Source organism: Kribbella sp. NPDC020701 (genome assembly GCF_055562215.1).
Map to the genome: position 1 here is coordinate 15228 of NZ_JBVHFT010000019.1, position 16975 is coordinate 32202.

A 16975-nucleotide genomic window follows, 5' to 3' on the forward strand; every position below is an offset into this window, starting at 1 on the left:
GGAGATCGTCACCAAAGGTGACGGCAAACCTACGTGCCTCACATCCCCAGGAGTTCACCCGCCCGTCGGCGGAGCGACATCGCAGACTACTACGCGCGCGGGCCGTCGGCGACGGCGACTCGACAACCCTTGGATAGAATTTGCGTCGGGGTGGGGAATGCTGTCGGAGCATGCTGCGAACGGGGCTGCCCAGCCGCGTGCGGCCACCCGGCCCGCGGTGACACCGGAGCTTCGCCGGCCGGTCGCCGTACTCGCGATTCTCGGAGCGGTCCTGGCGATCGTCCCGGCCATCTTGTACGCCGGTGACACCGGTCCGAGCCGGCTGGACACCCGGGTCCAGAACGTCGTCGACGACTCACCCGCCGACGCGTGGAACCTGATCCGCGCCCTGGACTGGCTCGGCGAACCAGTCGGCCGGACCGTGCTGGTCGTCGCCGTCGCCTCGCTCTGCCTGATCGCCGGACGCCGCCGGCTGGCCGTCGTGGCCGTCCTGGGCATCGTGGCGACCAGCGCGCTCACGACTGTGCTCAAGCCGCTGGTGGACCGCCGGATCCACGACGACTTCCTGTCGTACCCGAGCGGCCACACCGCGGCGGCCACCGCAGCGGCGATGGTCCTCGGGCTGCTGCTGGCGGACCTGCTGCGTGCCGGGCGGATCGTGGGTACGGCGATCGTGCTGGCCGCGGCCCTGGTCGGTGGCGGCCTGATGTCGTGGGCCCAGATCCACCTGACCGCGCACTATCCCACCGACACGCTCGGCGGCTTCGGCTGCGGCCTGCTCGTGATCGCGTCGGCAGCCCTGCTGACGGACCGGCTCGCCCGGATGAGAGCTGTCCGGCCGACGTCGCAGTGACGCCGGCCGGACGAGTCACGCGATCGCGGCGCTCGGGGTGTCGAAGGCGGCGACCACGTCGGCCGGGACGTGCTCCAGGTCGCTGACCCGGAGGTAGTCGCCCATCGTCGTGCCGGTGCACGCCGAGTCGATGTTCGGCGCCGCCCGGCCGTCCAGCGCGTCGCCCAGGTGAACGGTGCGCAGGTCGATGCTGAACCGTGTCCGGCCGGAGCTGTTCGGCACGCTGGAGTGCAACTGCGCACCCGAGAACAAGATGATGCCGCCGGGCTTGCAGATCGGACGAAGCTGCGGCATCAGCTCGACCTCTTCTTCCGGCACCGGCTGCACCCGGGTGTCGGTGCCGATCTGGGTCGCGGCGATCTTGCGGCTGGTCGCGTTCCACTCCGCGTAGTTGTAGACCCGGGAGCTGTTCCGGACCGGGGTCTGCCAGTACCTCGGGTGGAAGGCGAGCCCGTTCTCCGCGGTGATCGCGAAGATCGGCAGCCACCAGTTGAGCTGGAAGCTCGGTGCCGAGTACCAGGTGTCGCGATGCGGGTGGAAGGCGAACGCGATCCCGGTGGTGAGGTAGTCGTTCGATGTCGAGCTCCGCATCCGCGGGACGTCGAAGTACACCTGCTCCGGATCACAGCCGAAGTCGACCAGCATCGCCTGGATCAGCCGCTTCGACTCCGGATGGTGGATGAAGCGCGGCTTCAGCTCGGCGAGCAGCGCCGCGTAGTCCTCGACCGCCATGTCGAACTGTGCCGTCTCCGGGTCCAACGGAGCGAATGCCTCCCGGGCCAGCTGTCCGGCGAACTCGGTGAGCGCCAGGGTCGACGGTCGCGGCGAGTAGACGAACAGGTCGCCGTCGTACAGCTTCTGCCTGCGTTCGTCGTCGCCGAACTCGGCGTCGACATAAATGGAATGCATGATGAACCCCCCTCTCGTCGAGCCGGCTTGTTCCGGCTCGGACCAAGTCCCCGTTGCTTGCCCCAGCCGTCCACCTCGAGAGGTCCATCGGCGGGCGCGGCCCCGTGGCCGCGTCATCAGTTACACGTACCGGCGGAACACCGGTTTGACCGGGCGGCCGCCCAGCCACTCCGTCGGGTCGCCGGCGTCCAACGCCTGGCGATAGACGGCACAGGCCTGCGCGACCACCTCCACCGTGCGGTCGATGTCCGCGTCGGTGAGGGCGCTGCTCACCACGAACGACGGCCCGATCACACCGCCGAGGATGAGCTCGCGCAGGAAGAGCGTGCGGTACGGCTGCGACGGCGCCAGGTTCTCGTCGAGTGTCGCGAAGACCAGGTTGCTGGCCCGGCCGCGAACGACGACGTGGTCCTGGACACCGGCCGCCGCGGCGACCTCACCGACACCGGCCGCCAGCTTGTTGCCGAGCTCGTGCAGGCGGGCCGCGATGCCCTCGGATTCATAGACGTTCATGGTGGCGATCGCCGCCGCGAGAGCATGCGTCTCGGCGCCGTGCGTGGTACTGAGCAGGAACACCCGCTCGTGACTGTCGCGCAGTCCGCCGCGTTCCATCACCTCGCGACGGCCCGCGAGCGCGGATACGGCGAACCCGTTGCCGAGTGCCTTGCCGAACGTGGACAGGTCCGGCGTCACGCCGTACAGGCCCTGGGCTCCGGACGCGGAGAACCGGAAGCCGGTGATCATCTCGTCGAAGACCAGCAGCGCGCCGTAGCGGTGGGCCAGGTCGCGCAGGCCTTCGAGGTAGCCGGCCGGCGGATCGTGCTGGGTCGCCGCTTCCAGGATCAGGCAGGCGATCTGTCCCTCGTGCCGGATCAGCAGTTCCTCGGTGGCGGCCAGGTCGCCGTACGGGAAGCCGACGGTCAGGCCGCCGATCTCCTCGGGGATGCCGGCCGACATCGGCGTCCGCGCGATGAACCAGTCGTCGATCGAGAAGAACGCGTGGTCGGAGCAGAGCGCGATCAGCGGGCGGCCGGTGACCGCGCGGGCCAGCTTGACCGCGGCGGTGGTGGCGTCCGAGCCGTTCTTGGCGAACTTCACCATCTCGGCCGTGGGCACCGAGGTGAGGAAGCGTTCGGCCGCCTCGAGCTCGATGATGCTCGGCCGGACGAAGTTGCTGCCCCGCTCGATCTCGCGCCGGACCGCCTCGAGGACCTTCGGGTGCCGGTGGCCGAGGCTGACGGCGCGCAGGCCGGAGCCGTACTCGATGTACTCGTTGCCGTCGACGTCCCACACATGTGCGCCGTCGCCGTAGTCGATGACCGGCGCCATGTCGGCCGGGTACTGGTCCTCGCCCTTGGCGTAGGTGTGCGCGCCGCCGGGGATCAGGTCCTGCAGCCGCTTGTTGGCCGCGACGGAGTTACCGAAGGATTTCGTCATGTCAGCCTCGCAGTGGCCAGTGCCAGTGATGATGCCGCCTTGTCCCGCTCCGACATCAGCGTGACCGGCAGCGGCCAGGCGATGGCGAGATCGGGATCGTCGAACCGGATCGAGACGTCCTCGCGCGGGTCGTGGGCGCGGTCGATCCGGTACGACACGTCGGCGGGATCGGTCAGCGCCTGGAACCCGTGCGCGCAGCCGGCCGGGACGTAAACGGTGACCTGGTTCTCGCCGGTCAGGTCGAAGTACTCGGTGTTGCGGTACGTCGGTGAGTCCGGCCGGAGGTCGACAACCACGTCGAGGACGGCCCCGGACGAGCAGCGGACGAGCTTGGCCTCACCGGCGCCGGAGCGCACGTGCATGCCACGGATGACGCCCTTCACCGAGCGGGAGACGCTGTCCTGCTCGAACGCGTCGGGATCGAGTCCGGCCGCGGCGACCACGGCGCGGTCGAAGGTCCGGCAGAAGAAGCCGCGCTCGTCCACGTACGGCGTGGGCATGAACAGCAGCGCGCCGGCGATCCTCGGTACCTGAATGACGTCCATCGATCCTCCTACTGGTCGCTGCCCCTGGGCGCCGGCCGGCCGGCGAAGAACCGGTCGGACAGTACGGCGAACTGGCGCTCGAGCTGCTCGGCGTACTCGGCGTTCTTCTCCCGCATCGCGGACTCGAGGCCGCCCGCGCGTGCCTCGAGCGCGTGCAACTGGTCCATCAGCCGGTCCACGTCGAGGTCCCGGATCGGCTGCCGGAACTCGGCCAGCCGCATCCCCTCCATCAGGATGTCGCTCTTGACCCCGTAGCTGATCGAGATGGTCGGCTTCGACAGCTTCAGCGCCGACTGCACGTTGTGGTACCGCGACGCGACCACCAGGTCGACGCCGGCCAGCTGTTCCATCAGCTCGCCGAGGGACTCCGCCGGCTCCCGGACCACCTGCTCGTCGACCACCTCCGGCCGGGTCTGCCGCAGATCGTCGACGACGGCGGCCACGACGGCCTCGTCGGCCGGGTCACCGGTGACGAGCCGGATCCGGTAGCCCTCGTCGACGACCCGCCGGGCGAAGTCGATGATCTTGCCGACGTACTGCGTGTAGATCTCCGTCGACCGGCCCCGGTCGGCCGAGGTGCCGTGGTACTCCATCACGCCGAGGGCGATGGTCCGCCGCGGATCGCGCGACTCCGGCTCCGCCGGCTCCTTGGGTTCCGGCAGGGCGAAGGCGAGATCCGGGTAGACCGCGTCCTTGCTGGTGTCCAGGCCCATCTGCCGCATCGCGTCCCGCGAGTAGCTGTCGCGGTACGAGCGGTACGTCGCCATCCGCAGGGCGTTGGTGAACAGGTACCGGATCGACCGCTCGCGCGCGACGTTCGCGCCGACGCTGACGAACGCGACCTGCGCTCCCGCGATCCGCGCCGACAGACACATCAGGAACAGCGCGTACGGGAAGCCCCACGGGTTGAGCTCGAGGGTGGTCTCCAGAACGCCCATGCCCGGCACGATGATCAGGTCGTAGCGGCGCAGCAGCAGCGGCATCCGGATCAGATCGGCCACCTTGCCGAACATCTTGCGCAGGATGGTCGTGACGCGGGACCGGCCGGGACCGTGCTGCTGGAACCAGGTCATCGCGACCGACGGGACGCCGTACTGGCGCTCCAGCGTCTCGGGACCCGAGCACACGCAACTGATCTCCGCCTCCGGGTGGTCGCGCCGGAGGAACCACAGCATCGAGTCCAGCGACCCGTGGTTGCCCAGATTGCCCGATCCCAGCAGGCCGAAGACGGCGATCTTCGGCGCTCTGTCCGCAACGGCCGCGCTCATCCTTGTGCGACCCCCCGTTGACCGGCGACGGCGGAGCTGTCCGGGATCGCGGTCGGCGCCGCGGCCGGCTTGCTGTCCTCGATCCGCCCCTTCGATCGGCGGACCGCGCGACTGGCCAGCCAGCGCGTCAGGTGGCCGTAGCACTCCCGCCGGTCGGCCGACGACAGCGGCGCGCGCCGGATCCCGCCGACGAAGCCGCCGACATACTCACCGATCAGCCGGACCGTGGGATTGCGCAACCGGCTCGCCCGGCTCGGCTCCATGTTCGCCGAGCGGGACCGGATGGTCGGCTTGGCCCGCTCGGCCCGGTCCGGGTGGTCGCGGCGGAAGAAGAGCAGTTCCGGCACCTGGTGGAACCGGCCGTACAGGGCGAGCTCCGCCATGATCGTCCGATCGGAGTGGTGGTAGCTGCCGTTCAACGGCGTACGGCGCAGGATGTCCGAGCGCATCACGCCGTAGAAGTCGTCACCTCCCACGTCGAACAGCAGGCTGCGGAACCGGTCCGGTGCATGCGGGTTGGTGGTGTCGAGCGGATAGTCCACTTCCAGCACGATGTCGCCCGCGCCGTCGATGATCGCCTGGTACGCGTGCGCGAGGACCAGGTGCGGGTCGTCGTCGAGCGCCTCGATGCAGCGGGCCAGCAGGTCCCGGCCGTACAGGTCGTCGTACGACGCCCACTTGAACAGCTCGGTGCTGGAGTGCTCGAAGGTCCAGTTGTGGTTCGGCGTGGCGCCGATGTTGACCGGCTGCCGGTAGTAGCTGAGCCGCGAGTCCTTCGCCAGGTACTGCCGGCAGATCTCTTCGGTGCCGTCGGTCGAGGCGTTGTCCGAGATGATCAGCTCGAAGTCGGTGTAGCTCTGTCCGAGCAGAGCGTCCAGGGACTCCGCCAGGTACTTCTCACCGTTGTAGACCGGGAGGCCGATGCTCAACCGCGGTACGGCGTTCATATGCTCCTCATTTCTGGCATCTCCTCCTGCAACTGGGCGGCCTCGACGGGCGGGGTGCCCACTTCGGGCGCGGCGGGCACAGCCTCGCCGGCCTCCAGCTGCGCCCACCGCTCCCGGATCCCCACCCCAAAGGTCCACCACCACACGATCGCGCCGACGAACGTCGCGCAGGCCGCTCCCCAGGACGACCCGAGCGCGCCGCCGAGCGCGCCGCCGCCGACGCCGCCGATCAGGTACGCCGCCGACGCGTACAGCTGGGCGCGCAGGCTTCTCCTGGCCACGCCCAGCGCCCGTAGCCCGGCCGACGCGCCGGTGTAGAAGCTGGCGAACATCACCGACAAAGTTGCCGGCAGCAACAGTGCGGACGCGGTCAGCCACACCTCGCCGAGCAACGCGTGTCCCCATTTGTCCGGCAGCAGGAACAGCAGCGCCAGGCCCCACATCAGCGCTGCGAAGGCCTGCGCCCCACCGAGCAGGAGGCTGAACAGCGGCAGCGCCTTGGGCCGGCGCCGCAGCACCCTGGCCGCTTCCGGGACCGCCACCAGACCGATACCGGACAGCACGATGAAGAACGGGCCGAGCATCATCTCGGCGCCGCGGACGGTACCGACCGCGGCGATCCCGGCGAACGCGCCGAGGCCGTACATCTTGAGCTGGTAGGCCCCGCTGATGGTCAGGTTCTCGACCAGGTAGCGCAGGCTGAGGTCGTGATGATGCCGCAGCCAGTCGATCGCCCGGAACAGCCGGGGTACGACCCCGGCCTGCAGACCACTGACCAGGGCGGCGAACGCGGCCGCCGCGCCCCAGGCCAGCACGAACCGCGTGACGCTCGGGTCCCGCGACGCCAGGTAGAGCAGCGGGACGAGCGCGGTCGCCCAGGTGATGTCGGCGATGAACGCCTTGCCACCCTGACCGGACGCGAAGAACGCGAACCGCCAACTGTCCTGCAGCATCAGCCCGGGCAGCACGATGCCCAGCGCGAGGAACGCCGGACCGGTCCGGCCGGGGAGCAACAAACCGACGACGACGCAGATCGCGCCGAGGATCAGCCCGACCGCGATCGCCATCCCGGTCGAGCTCGCCACGGCGGTCCGCCACTGCGACCGCCGCACTCCACTGAACCGCACCGCCAGCGGGTCGGTGGCGAGGCCGCGGGAGATGTTCACCACGACCCCGTACGTCACCCACGCGAGGCTGAAGGCGCCGAACTCCACAGCGCCCAGCGACCGCGCGACGACGATGCCGACCACGAAGCTGACCAGGCTGGTCACAGCCTGATCGGCGAGTCCCCAGGTGAGGCGGCGCAGAACCCCTTTCATGCGTCAGCCCACGACTTCGTGGGGTTCGGGCAGCGGGACGAGGTACGTCGCACCCCAGCCGCCACCGGCCTCCAACTGCGAGATCACTTCGTCGGCGATGTCCCAGGTCAGCACCAGGACGACCTCCGGCCGTGCGGCCCGCAGTTCGTCGATGGGCCGGATCGGTACGCCGCAACCGCCGGGGATCCGGCGTCCGTGCTTACCCCGCGCCATGTCGACCGTGAACTCCAGCAGGTCCGTCGTGACCTTGCTGAGGTCCAGGAGCACGGGCGCTTTCGAAGGAGCGCCGTACCCGAGGACTGTCCGGCCGGCGGCCTTGTGACGGGCCAGCTCGTCGTGCAGTGCGCCGGCTGCGTGCCAGGCAGCCTCTTGCAGGCTGGACAGCTGCACCTCGTCGGCGATCCCGGCGGCGTCCTCGTCCTCGAGCAGTACGTCGACCGAGGCGTCCGGCTTCGCGTCCGCGGTGTGCCGGAGCATCACCATCAGGCTGCCGCCGAACATGTCGACCTGCTTCACCGACTCGACCGTCAGGCCGTGCAGCGCCGCGACGTTCTGCAGCGCGCGCAGCGAGACGTAGGCCCAGTGGCCGTGCCGGATGGTGTCGAACTGGTTGCCGATGAACAACGGCAGCAGGTGGTGGAACTCCATCACCAACAGGCCGCCCGGCGCGAGCCGCTCCGCCCGCAGCTTCAGCATCTCGCCGTACTGGGGCTCGTGCACGATGCCGTGCACGTCGATCACGAGACCGGCCTTCTCGCCGTCACCGGCCAGCCGCGACCCAGCGGCGTACAGGTGCTCGAGCCACGAGCCACCGTGGTGGCTGGCGAACTCGAACACGACTCCGCCGTTCAGCTCCGGGTACTCGGTGAGGATCTCCTTCACCGACTTCTCCGCGTGCGCGATGCTCGTCGCCGACTCGACCGCCAGCGGCTCCTCCGGCAGCTGCGGCTCGACCGGACCGAGCTGGACCAGCGTGCAGTCCCGGCACAGCCAGAGCTCGAGCGGCCAGCGTGGATCGGGACCAGGGGTCTCGGCCGGCGGGAAGTAGTCCGCACACGGCTGCGGCCCCAGATCGACCACGGGTACGACGTTCTCCCCCGCGCACCCACGACACTTGACGCTCACTTGTCCCCCTCCGGTCACCATGACAACGTCGCTTTGGCCGTGGTGAACGCTTCGGCGTACTTCGCCCGGCACTCCATCCCGCGCAGCCGGGCCAGCCCGGCGAAGACCTCTTCGTCGAACCAGTCGTGCGGGACCTGGGACGGATAGGCCTTGTGCAGCCGGGCGACCTTCTCCCGCAGCTGCTCCTCGGTCAGTTCGACGTACAGCCACGGCCGGCTGATGTCGCCGTCCCACTTGGGGATCTCGTAGTGCAGGACCAGGTGGTCGCGCCACACCGTCGGCGCCAGCTCGGCGATCAGCCGGTGGTCCTGGTGCGCGTCGGTACGGCTCGGCGCCAGCACCAGGTCCGGACGACGGCTCCCCCGAGCCGTTGCCTCGAGCAACTCTTTGGTCTCGTTCCAGTACGACGGCAGCCGGCCGTCCGGCAGCTCGGCCGAGGTCACCGTCACCTCGCACTCGGGCAGGAACAGCTCCGCCGCCCGGCGGGCCTCATCCAGCCGCAGCGACGTCCCGGTCGCGATCACGAACTCGGCGGTCAGCTCCGGTACCGACTCGGCCAGCTTGAGCAGCGTGCCGCCGCAGCCGATCTCGATGTCGTCCGGATGGGCGCCGAGGGCAACCAGATGGACCGGCCCGTCGATCAGGCCGAGCTGGAACGGCAGCATCAGATCGCCACCACTACCGGGTCGCCGGGGGTGCTGAAGGGTGCCTTGTCCAGGACCTGAGCCTGCTGCTCACGGGACTCGTGGCTCCACAACGCCCATGGCTTCTTGCCGGACCGGTACAGCTCCTCGAGCTGGCTGCGCTCCTTCAGGGTGTCCATCGGCGCCCAGAACCCGTGGTGCGGGATCGCCTCCAGCTTGCGCATCGCGGACAGCCGCGGGAACGCGTCGCCGACCAGATCCTCGTCCTCGTGCAGGACGTCGAAGATCTCCTTCTTGATCACGAAGTACCCGCCGTTGATCCACACGTTCAGGTCGGCGGCCGACCGCAGCCCGGTGATCCGGGAGTCGTTGTCGAACTCGACCACGTGGAAGGACGCCTGCGGCGGGACCGCGAGCAGGCTGGCGGTGATGTCGCTGGTCATCACGTGATCGACGATCTTGTCCATCGGTGCGTCGGTCAGCACGTCGCCGTAGTTGGCCAGGAACGCGTCGTCGTCCTCCAGGTACGGACGGACCCGGCGCAGCCGCTCGCCGATGCTGGTGTCGATCCCGGTGTCGACGAAGGTGATCTTCCACTCGCTGATGTCGGAGTCGAGCAGCTGGATCCGCTGTCCGCCCTTCGACATCACGAAGTCGTTGGAGACCGTCTCCTCGTACCGCAGGAAGTACTCCTTGACCGCGGACCCCCCGAAGCCCAGGCACAGGATGAACTCGGTGTGGCCGAAGTGTGCGTAGTACCGCATCACGTGCCACAGGACCGGCCGGTCGCCGATCGTCATCATCGGTTTCGGTGCGGAGTCCACCCCGCTGCGCATCCGCAGCCCGAAGCCCCCACAGAAGATCACGACCTTCATCTGACTTCCCTTCCCCCCAACACGTTTGTTCAGATCCCCAAGACGATTCAGATCACTTCGAGACGCGGGATGGGTACGACGAACTTCGCGCCCCACTCGCGTGCGTAGCCGAGCTGGTGAACGATCTCCTCGCGCAGGTTCCACGGGAGGATCACGATGTAGTCGGGGCGCGTCTCGGCGAGGCGCTCCGGGGCGTGGATCGGGATGTGCGTGCCCGGCAGGAACATGCCGTGCTTGTGCGGGCTCCGGTCGACCGTGTACGGCAGCAGGTCCTCGCGGATACCGCAGTGGTTCAGCAACGTGTTGCCCTTGCCGGGAGCGCCGTACCCGGCGACCGTCTTGCCGGCCCGGGCGGCCTGCACCAGGAAGGTGACCAGGTCGGCCTTGATCGCGAACACGTCCTTGGCGAAGCCTTCGTGTCCCTCGACCGTGTGCAGGCCGGCATCCGCCTCGTCCTGCAGGACCTTCAGCACCAGCTCCGACGGCTCCCCCGCCGTCTCGATCGGTGTCGAGAAGACGCGCAGCGATCCGCCGTGGCTGGCGAGCTCCTGGACGTCGACCACCTTCAGGCCGGCCTTCTCCAACGCGAGCGCGGCGGTCTTCAGGGTCAGGTACTGGTAGTGCTCGTGGTAGATCGTGTCGTACTGACGACGCTCGATCAGCCGGAGCAGGTGCGGGAACTCCAGCGACACCAGGCCGTCGTCCTTCACCAGCGCGCGCAGGCCCTTGGCGAAGTCGACGATGTCCGGCACGTGCGCGAACACGTTGTTGCCGACGACAAGGTCCGCCTGGCCGTGCCGGGCGGCCGCGTCGGTCCCGGTCTCCTCGCCGAGGAAGTAGCTCTCGGTCCGGATACCCTTCTCGTTGGCGACCTCGGCAATGTTCGCGGCCGGCTCGATGCCGAGCACCGGGATGCCGAGGGCCACCGCGTGCTGCAGCAGGTAGCCGTCGTTACTGGCCGCCTCGACGATCAGGCTCTCCGCGCCGAGGTCCAGCCGCTCCTGCATGTCGACGACGAACCGGCGGGCGTGCTCCACCCAGCTGGTCGAGTACGACGAGAAGTACAGGTAGTCGCTGAACACGTCGTCGGCCGCGACGTACGCCGGCAGCTGGACGAGCAGGCAGTTGTCGCAGATCCGGACGTGCAGCGGGTAGAAGGTCTCACCGCTGTCGAGCTGGTCGGCGCGCAGGTAGCTCTCGCACGGCGGCGACATGCCCAGGTCGACGAAGGTGCGTGTCAGCTTCTCGCCGCAGAGGCGGCAGGCGACTGGATCCCCCATGTCAGTGCTTCTCCTTGAAGAGTGCGTCCCCAGGACCGGGGAACGGCTCGTCGGTCTGCCGGCGCAGCTGGTCGTCGACCAGGCCCGCGGACAGCAGTTGCTGGATCCGGCGCAGCCGGACGAACTGGGCCGAGTTGAAGTCGTCGAGGGTGAGGCCGTGCCGCTGGTACGCGGCGTACAGCTCGTCGACGCCCTTGCGGACCGTCCACTCCAGCTTCAGGTGCGGGAAGGTGTCGTTGAGCTTGCTGAAGTCGACCTTGTAGTTGCGCAGGTCCGGGCCGGCGCCGTCGGCGATCGACAGGGTCGAGCCGGCCACCACCTCGCGGACCATCTCGGCGATGTCGCGGACCTGGACCACGTCCTCGGACCGGCCGACGTTGAAGGCCTGGTCGTGGATGACTTCGCGTGGCGACTCGAGCACCGTCAGGAACGCGCGGCTGATGTCCTCGATGTGGACCAGCGGGCGCCACGGCGTCCCGTCGCTCTCCAGCCGGACCTGGCCGCTCGTCATCGCGATCGCGGTCAGGTTGTTCACCACGATGTCGAGGCGCAGGCGCGTCGAGGCGCCGTACGCGGTGGCGTTGCGCAGGTACGTCGGGCTGAAGGTGTCGTCGGCGAGTTTCGCCAGCTCCTGCTCGGCCAGCGCCTTGGTCTCGCCGTACGGCGTGACCGGGAACATCTCGGCGTCCTCGGCGACCGCTTCCGAACCGGCGGCGCCGTACAGGCTGCAGGACGAGGCGAACAGGAACCGCTCGATGCCGGCGTCCTTGGCCGCCCGCGCGACGTTCAGTGTCCCGTCGAGGTTGACCGAGTACGTCGAGTCACGGTTCAGGTGCCCCAGGGGATCGTTCGACAACGCGGCCAGACACACCACGGCGTCGTACCCCTCGAGCTCCTGCGCGGTCACGTCCCGCATGTCCCGCGGCTTCCGGTTCCCGATCGGGTCCGGCCCGCCCAGCAGGTCACACCCCTCGTACAACCCGGTGTCCAGCCCGTCCACCTGATGCCCCGCATCCCGCAGGAACGGCACCATCACGGCCCCGATATAACCCCGATCCCCGGTGACCAGAACCCTCATCCGTCGCTCCCCACGCCTCGGCTCTGCCATTCGCACAAACAGATCACCGAGCCGCCGGTCTGATACATCCGAACCGGATTCGGGTTCGATCGCGCCGCAGACCGGATTGCATATGTCGTCAACGACATATATCGTCGGGCTGTGGACGAGCTCTACGCGATCGAGGTCGAGCCGGAGGTCCGCGCCTGGCTGGAGAGTCTCCCCGCCGACCATTTCCTCAAGGTCGACGAGTTCGTCGGGTTGCTCGCCGAATATGCTCCGTCACTCGGAGAACCGTACGCACGACACCTCGGCGAGGGCGTCCGGGAGCTCCGTCCGACCCCTCGACGGCGCCGCCATCCGGATCACCTATTGGTTAGCACCTGATCGGAGAGTCGTCCTGCTGACTGTCTTTCGGAAGACGCGCATGCGGGGAGGACTCCGAGGTCAAGCGAGCCATGCTGGCCAAGAAGGTCTGTGAGACAGAACACGGCCCGGCACATCAGGAGTTCTTCCGGATTATCGAGGAAGGAGAGATCGAGACATGAGCCACAGTCGTTGGAAGACATTGCGCGAGCAGAAGCTCGGGGCGGGCTTCACCGAGCCTGGAGATGTCGCCGATGCTCGTCGCGAGATCCGCTTGTCGATGGCCCTCGCGCAAGCTGTTTACGGCCGGCGGACGGAGCTCGGACTCACCCAGACCGAGCTGGCCGCACGTGCCGGCCTGACGCAGGCCAAGATCTCGCGGATCGAAGGTTCTGACACGGTTCCCACGCTGCCCCTGCTAGCGAGGCTCGCACAGGCGCTCGACGCGTCACTCAACATCGCGCTCGACGACGACAAGACCGAGGTCTCCTTCATCGCACACACAACCGACGCCGCCTGACCTCCGCCAAGGTCTCGTCGTCCACGCCCGGACGAGCCGATCGTGCTCAGCGCTCCTGAGACTGGGATCGGCCGGGGCCGGACGGGCGATTGACGTCCGCCACAGGCGCCGCCTCCGGCGCCGGCCTCGTACCGGCCGGCGGGCTGTCCCGCAAAATCGCCGCCTGCCGGATCAGCTCCAGCGGCACCGGAACCCGGTGCGGCGTCGTCTGCACCCCGTCCCGCAACGGCCCCACGCCCGGCGTCCCCCACGAGACAGCCCATGCAGATCCCGCTGCGGCATCCCCCGCTCCCGCCCCAACCGCTGCCCGGTAATCGCCGCCGGATCGTCGCGACGGTGGGCGAAGGCGACGACCTGCCGGTACGCCATGGCGTCCGGATCATTGACCACCCTGCCGTCCTCAACCCGCGGAAGAGGCTCGAATTCCCGGTAGGTGAGCCGGTGTGAGGGACCCCGGGGGAAGCCGCCAGGCGTGAACTCGTTCACCACCGGAACCTTGAGCTCCGCACAGTCGCGGAGGTCGTGCGAACCCGGACCGTAGCCGAGCTGCTTTCCCTGGTAGTCGGTCTCCCTGCCGTCCTTGAGTGCCTTCAGCCCTTTGATCACCGCGACGTACGCCTTGGCCGCCTCGCCGCCGGGGTTGCGCTTGCGCTCCTCACTCAGTGCATTGATCTGCGCCCGGAGGTCCTCGTGGAGGATCAGGTGGTAGCCCATCAAGCGCGGCCGGGGGTCGACCCGCCATTCGTGTCGTCATCGGACTCGACGTCGAGGTCCCAGCCACCCTCGCGGGCGGCATCCTCGAACGACACCCAGTCTTCCGGCCCGGCGGTCGCCAGCCGCTCTCGGACGACTTGTTCCCGGCGGCGGTCGTTTTCGGCGTCTTCCTTGAGGCTTTCGTACTCGGCCCATTGGTCGAAGGAGATGACGACGCCTTCGGGGCGGGGCTGGTCGCCGAAGAAGACCGGCTCGGTGGCGCCTTCGCGATAGAGCTGGAGGATCCGCGGGAGGCTCTGGCCGACGGTGGCGGTGTCGATGACCCGGACCCGGTCGCCGGACGGCAGGTCGTAGAGGGCTTCCATGATCACTCCGATGTCTGGGACGCCGAACACGTTGCGTGACTCAGGATACGTTCCGCGGAATTTCCCCTAGCCGATTTTCCACAGGTATGTATCAGCGAACCGGCCTGCGCGCTCTCCTGTGCGCTGTGGTACGTGGGGGATTCGTGCGATTGAGCCTGTGGGGGGCGTTATGAAGGTTGCCGTATTCGGCTTGGGTTATGTGGGGTCGGTGACGGCCGCGTGCCTGGCCGCCAACGGCCACGACGTCTGGGGCGTCGATGTCGACACCGCCAAGGTCGGTCCGATCACCGAGGGACACAGCCCGGTGGTCGAGCCCGGCCTGGACGAGTTGGTGGCGGACGGGGTCACCGCGGGCAGACTGCACGCGACCACCGATCCACGCCTCGCGCTGGACAGTGCCGACGTCTCGCTGATCTGTGTGGGAACGCCGTCGACACCGGCCGGTAGCACTGATCTCACCTACATCCGGCGTGCGGTCCGCGACATCGCCGAGGCCATGCAGGTGGTCGTGCCGCCGTCGTCCGGGTTCCACAGCGTCGTCGTCCGCAGCACGGTCCCGCCGGGCACGGTCGACGAGGTGGTCGAGCAGGTGCTGAATGAGGTGCCGGCACCTGAGGGCGTCACCTTCGGGACCGCGATGACCCCGGAGTTCCTGCGGGAAGGGTCCGGCCTGGCCGACTTCTACGACCCGCCGTTCGTCGTGGTCGGGACGCGCAACCCGAAGGTCGGTACCGCTCTGACCGACCTGTTCGGCTTCATCTTCGAGAAGCGCGACCTGGATGTCGACGTTCAGATCGTCGACGTTCGTACGGCGGAAGCACTCAAGTACGCCTGCAACGCGTTCCACGCCACCAAGGTCTCGTTCGCCAACGAGATGGGCCGGATCTTCCGCCACTACGACGTCGACTCCCGCGAGGTGATGCGGATCTTCGTCCAGGACACCAGCCTGAACATCTCGCCGTACTACCTGAAGCCCGGCTTCGCGTTCGGCGGCTCGTGCTTGCCGAAGGACCTGCGCTCGGTCCTGCACCTGGCCCGGATGAACAACACCGACCTGCCGCTGCTGGCCGGCGCGCTGACCACCAACGAGCGGTCCGTCCGCGACGTGGTCGACCGCGTGATCGCCGGCCCGGGCCGCGAGATCGCATTGCTCGGCCTGAGCTTCAAGCACGCGACCGACGACCTGCGCGAGAGCCCGAACGTCGAGCTGGCCGAACGGCTGATCGGCAAGGGCTACAACCTGCGGATCTACGACGCGATCGTGAACCCGGGCCGCCTGGTCGGCGCGAACCTGCGGCACGTGACGTCGAAGCTCCCGCACCTGCAGCGGGTCCTCACCGACGACCCGGCCGCCGCCCTGGACGGTGCGGACCTGGCCATCGTCTCGGCGACCGACACCGCGGCCATCGACGCCCTGCTCAGCGCGCCGCCGGCCCGGACCATCGACCTGGTCGGCCGGCTCGGCGCAGCCGTCGAGGCGCTGCCCGGATACGAAGGAGTGGGCTGGTGAGCGGTCCGCGCGTCCTGATCATCATCCAGAACCTCTGGGTGCCGTTCGACCGCCGGGTCTGGCTGGAGTGCAAGGCCCTGGTGGCGTCCGGGTACGACGTGACCGTCGTGTGCCCGAAGGGTCCGGGCGACCCGTCGTACCAGGTCATCGACGAGGTGACCGTGCACCAGTACAAGGCCTACTCCCCCGGTGGCAGCAAGATCGGCTTCGTCGCGGAGTACGCCTACTCGTTCCTGATGACGCTGCGGCTGGTGCTGCGGGCCCGCAAGGCCGGCAAGTTCCAGGTACTGCAGGCGTGCAACCCGCCGGACATCTTCTGGCCGATCGCGATGCTGCTGCGCGGGCTGGACAAGACCCGCTTCGTGTTCGATCACCACGACCTGTGCCCGGAGCTGTTCCAGTCCCGCTTCGGCGGTACGACGAGCCTGCCGTACAAGGGACTGCGGTTCCTCGAGCGGATGACGCACCGCAAGGCCGATCACGTCACGTCGACGAACGACTCGTACCGGCGGATCGCGATCACCCGCAGCGGCAAGGCGAACCACGACGTGACCGTGGTTCGCACCGGGCCCGACCCGGACAAGTTGCGCCGCGACCCGTCTGGTACGGACGAGTCGCGCCAGATGTTGAGGCGCGGCCACCGCTACCTGGTCACCTATATCGGCGTGATGGGTCCGCAGGACGGCGTCGACATCGTGGTCCGCGCGGCGGATCACATTGTCAACAAGCTCGGCCGGACCGATATCGCGTTCACGCTGATGGGTGGCGGTGACTCCTTCGACGAGGTGGTCGCGCTCCGCGACGAGCTCGGCCTCGGCGAGCACGTCGAGTTCACCGGCCGGGTGCCGGACGAGACGGTCCGCGCGGTGATGTCGACCGCGGACATCGGCCTGTCGCCGGACCCGAAGAATCCGCTCAACGACGTGTCGACGATGAACAAGACGATGGAGTACATGGCCTTCGAGCTCCCGGTCGTCGCCTTCGACCTGGTCGAGACCAAGGTCTCGGCCGAGGACGCCGCCGTGTACGTCGAGCCCAACGACGTCGAGCTGTACGGCGAGGCGATCGTCGAACTGCTGGACGACGAGGTCCGCCGCCGCCGGATGGGCCGGTTCGGCCGCGAACGGGTCGAGCAGGTGCTCGCCTGGAAGCACCAGCAGAAGGCCTACGTCGGGGTGTTCGACCAGCTCACCGGTCACGTCAGCCACGTCGGTGACGTCGCCCGGGCGACGGGATCCTGA

18 protein-coding genes are annotated in these 16975 nt (G+C 68.5%); 5 read left to right on the forward strand and 13 right to left on the reverse strand.

Going from position 1 to position 16975, the window contains the following annotated elements; all coding sequences use genetic code 11:
* Positions 1-157 precede the first annotated feature (157 nt).
* Positions 158-853, forward strand: coding sequence for a phosphatase PAP2 family protein (locus tag ACZ3HV_RS35855; RefSeq protein ID WP_465691080.1), 696 nt, complete (start codon positions 158-160; stop codon positions 851-853).
* 15 nt (positions 854-868) lie between these two features.
* Here the strand turns inward: ACZ3HV_RS35855 and ACZ3HV_RS35860 are convergent, their stop codons facing one another.
* From ACZ3HV_RS35860 to ACZ3HV_RS35910, 11 genes are all read right to left on the reverse strand, one after another.
* Positions 869-1762, reverse strand: a complete 894-nt coding sequence (locus ACZ3HV_RS35860) for a phytanoyl-CoA dioxygenase family protein (protein WP_465691082.1) — start codon at positions 1760-1762, stop codon at positions 869-871.
* Positions 1763-1882: 120 nt separating this feature from the next.
* Positions 1883-3199, reverse strand: a complete 1317-nt coding sequence (locus ACZ3HV_RS35865) for a glutamate-1-semialdehyde 2,1-aminomutase (protein ID WP_465691084.1) — start codon at positions 3197-3199, stop codon at positions 1883-1885.
* Positions 3196-3744, reverse strand: a complete 549-nt coding sequence (locus ACZ3HV_RS35870; protein ID WP_360361978.1) for a dTDP-4-dehydrorhamnose 3,5-epimerase family protein — start codon at positions 3742-3744, stop codon at positions 3196-3198. The genes ACZ3HV_RS35865 and ACZ3HV_RS35870 overlap by 4 nt, the downstream gene beginning before the upstream one ends.
* Before the next feature lie 8 nt (positions 3745-3752).
* Positions 3753-5012, reverse strand: coding sequence for a polysaccharide pyruvyl transferase family protein (locus ACZ3HV_RS35875; RefSeq protein ID WP_465691086.1), 1260 nt, complete (start codon positions 5010-5012; stop codon positions 3753-3755).
* On the reverse strand, positions 5009-5959 hold the full coding sequence (locus ACZ3HV_RS35880) for a glycosyltransferase family 2 protein (protein ID WP_465691088.1): 951 nt from the start codon (positions 5957-5959) through the stop codon (positions 5009-5011). Before ACZ3HV_RS35880 ends, ACZ3HV_RS35875 begins: the two co-directional genes overlap by 4 nt.
* A complete protein-coding gene (locus tag ACZ3HV_RS35885) occupies positions 5956-7278 on the reverse strand; it encodes a hypothetical protein (protein ID WP_465691090.1) in 1323 nt (440 codons plus the stop codon). The genes ACZ3HV_RS35880 and ACZ3HV_RS35885 overlap by 4 nt, the downstream gene beginning before the upstream one ends.
* A 3-nt stretch (positions 7279-7281) precedes the next feature.
* On the reverse strand, positions 7282-8403 hold the full coding sequence (locus ACZ3HV_RS35890) for a methyltransferase C-terminal domain-containing protein (RefSeq protein WP_465691092.1): 1122 nt from the start codon (positions 8401-8403) through the stop codon (positions 7282-7284).
* Positions 8404-8417: 14 nt separating this feature from the next.
* Entirely contained in the window at positions 8418-9068 is a 651-nt protein-coding gene (locus tag ACZ3HV_RS35895; protein ID WP_465691094.1) for a PIG-L deacetylase family protein, read from the reverse strand.
* Positions 9068-9922, reverse strand: coding sequence for a sugar phosphate nucleotidyltransferase (locus ACZ3HV_RS35900; protein ID WP_360361995.1), 855 nt, complete (start codon positions 9920-9922; stop codon positions 9068-9070). Before ACZ3HV_RS35900 ends, ACZ3HV_RS35895 begins: the two co-directional genes overlap by 1 nt.
* Before the next feature lie 47 nt (positions 9923-9969).
* On the reverse strand, positions 9970-11202 hold the full coding sequence (locus ACZ3HV_RS35905) for a methyltransferase domain-containing protein (RefSeq protein WP_465691096.1): 1233 nt from the start codon (positions 11200-11202) through the stop codon (positions 9970-9972).
* Position 11203: 1 nt separating this feature from the next.
* A complete protein-coding gene (locus ACZ3HV_RS35910; RefSeq protein WP_465691098.1) occupies positions 11204-12280 on the reverse strand; it encodes an NAD-dependent epimerase/dehydratase family protein in 1077 nt (358 codons plus the stop codon).
* Positions 12281-12421: 141 nt separating this feature from the next.
* Here ACZ3HV_RS35910 and ACZ3HV_RS35915 point away from each other — a divergent pair, with 141 nt between their 5' ends.
* Positions 12422-12646, forward strand: a complete 225-nt coding sequence (locus ACZ3HV_RS35915; RefSeq protein ID WP_465691100.1) for a type II toxin-antitoxin system RelE/ParE family toxin — start codon at positions 12422-12424, stop codon at positions 12644-12646.
* Positions 12647-12803: 157 nt separating this feature from the next.
* Positions 12804-13145, forward strand: coding sequence for a helix-turn-helix domain-containing protein (locus ACZ3HV_RS35920; protein ID WP_465691102.1), 342 nt, complete (start codon positions 12804-12806; stop codon positions 13143-13145).
* A gap of 171 nt (positions 13146-13316) precedes the next feature.
* On the opposite strand, the gene ACZ3HV_RS35925 is transcribed toward ACZ3HV_RS35920, so the two are convergent.
* A complete protein-coding gene (locus ACZ3HV_RS35925; protein ID WP_465691104.1) occupies positions 13317-13859 on the reverse strand; it encodes a hypothetical protein in 543 nt (180 codons plus the stop codon).
* Positions 13859-14224, reverse strand: a complete 366-nt coding sequence (locus ACZ3HV_RS35930; RefSeq protein ID WP_465691106.1) for a hypothetical protein — start codon at positions 14222-14224, stop codon at positions 13859-13861. The genes ACZ3HV_RS35925 and ACZ3HV_RS35930 overlap by 1 nt, the downstream gene beginning before the upstream one ends.
* Positions 14225-14393: 169 nt before the next feature.
* On the opposite strand from ACZ3HV_RS35930, the gene ACZ3HV_RS35935 reads away from it, so the two are divergent.
* On the forward strand, positions 14394-15734 hold the full coding sequence (locus tag ACZ3HV_RS35935; RefSeq protein WP_465691107.1) for a nucleotide sugar dehydrogenase: 1341 nt from the start codon (positions 14394-14396) through the stop codon (positions 15732-15734).
* Positions 15731-16975 (forward strand): glycosyltransferase family 4 protein, encoded by a 1245-nt coding sequence (locus ACZ3HV_RS35940; protein WP_465691109.1) that lies wholly within the window; start codon positions 15731-15733, stop codon positions 16973-16975. The genes ACZ3HV_RS35935 and ACZ3HV_RS35940 overlap by 4 nt, the downstream gene beginning before the upstream one ends.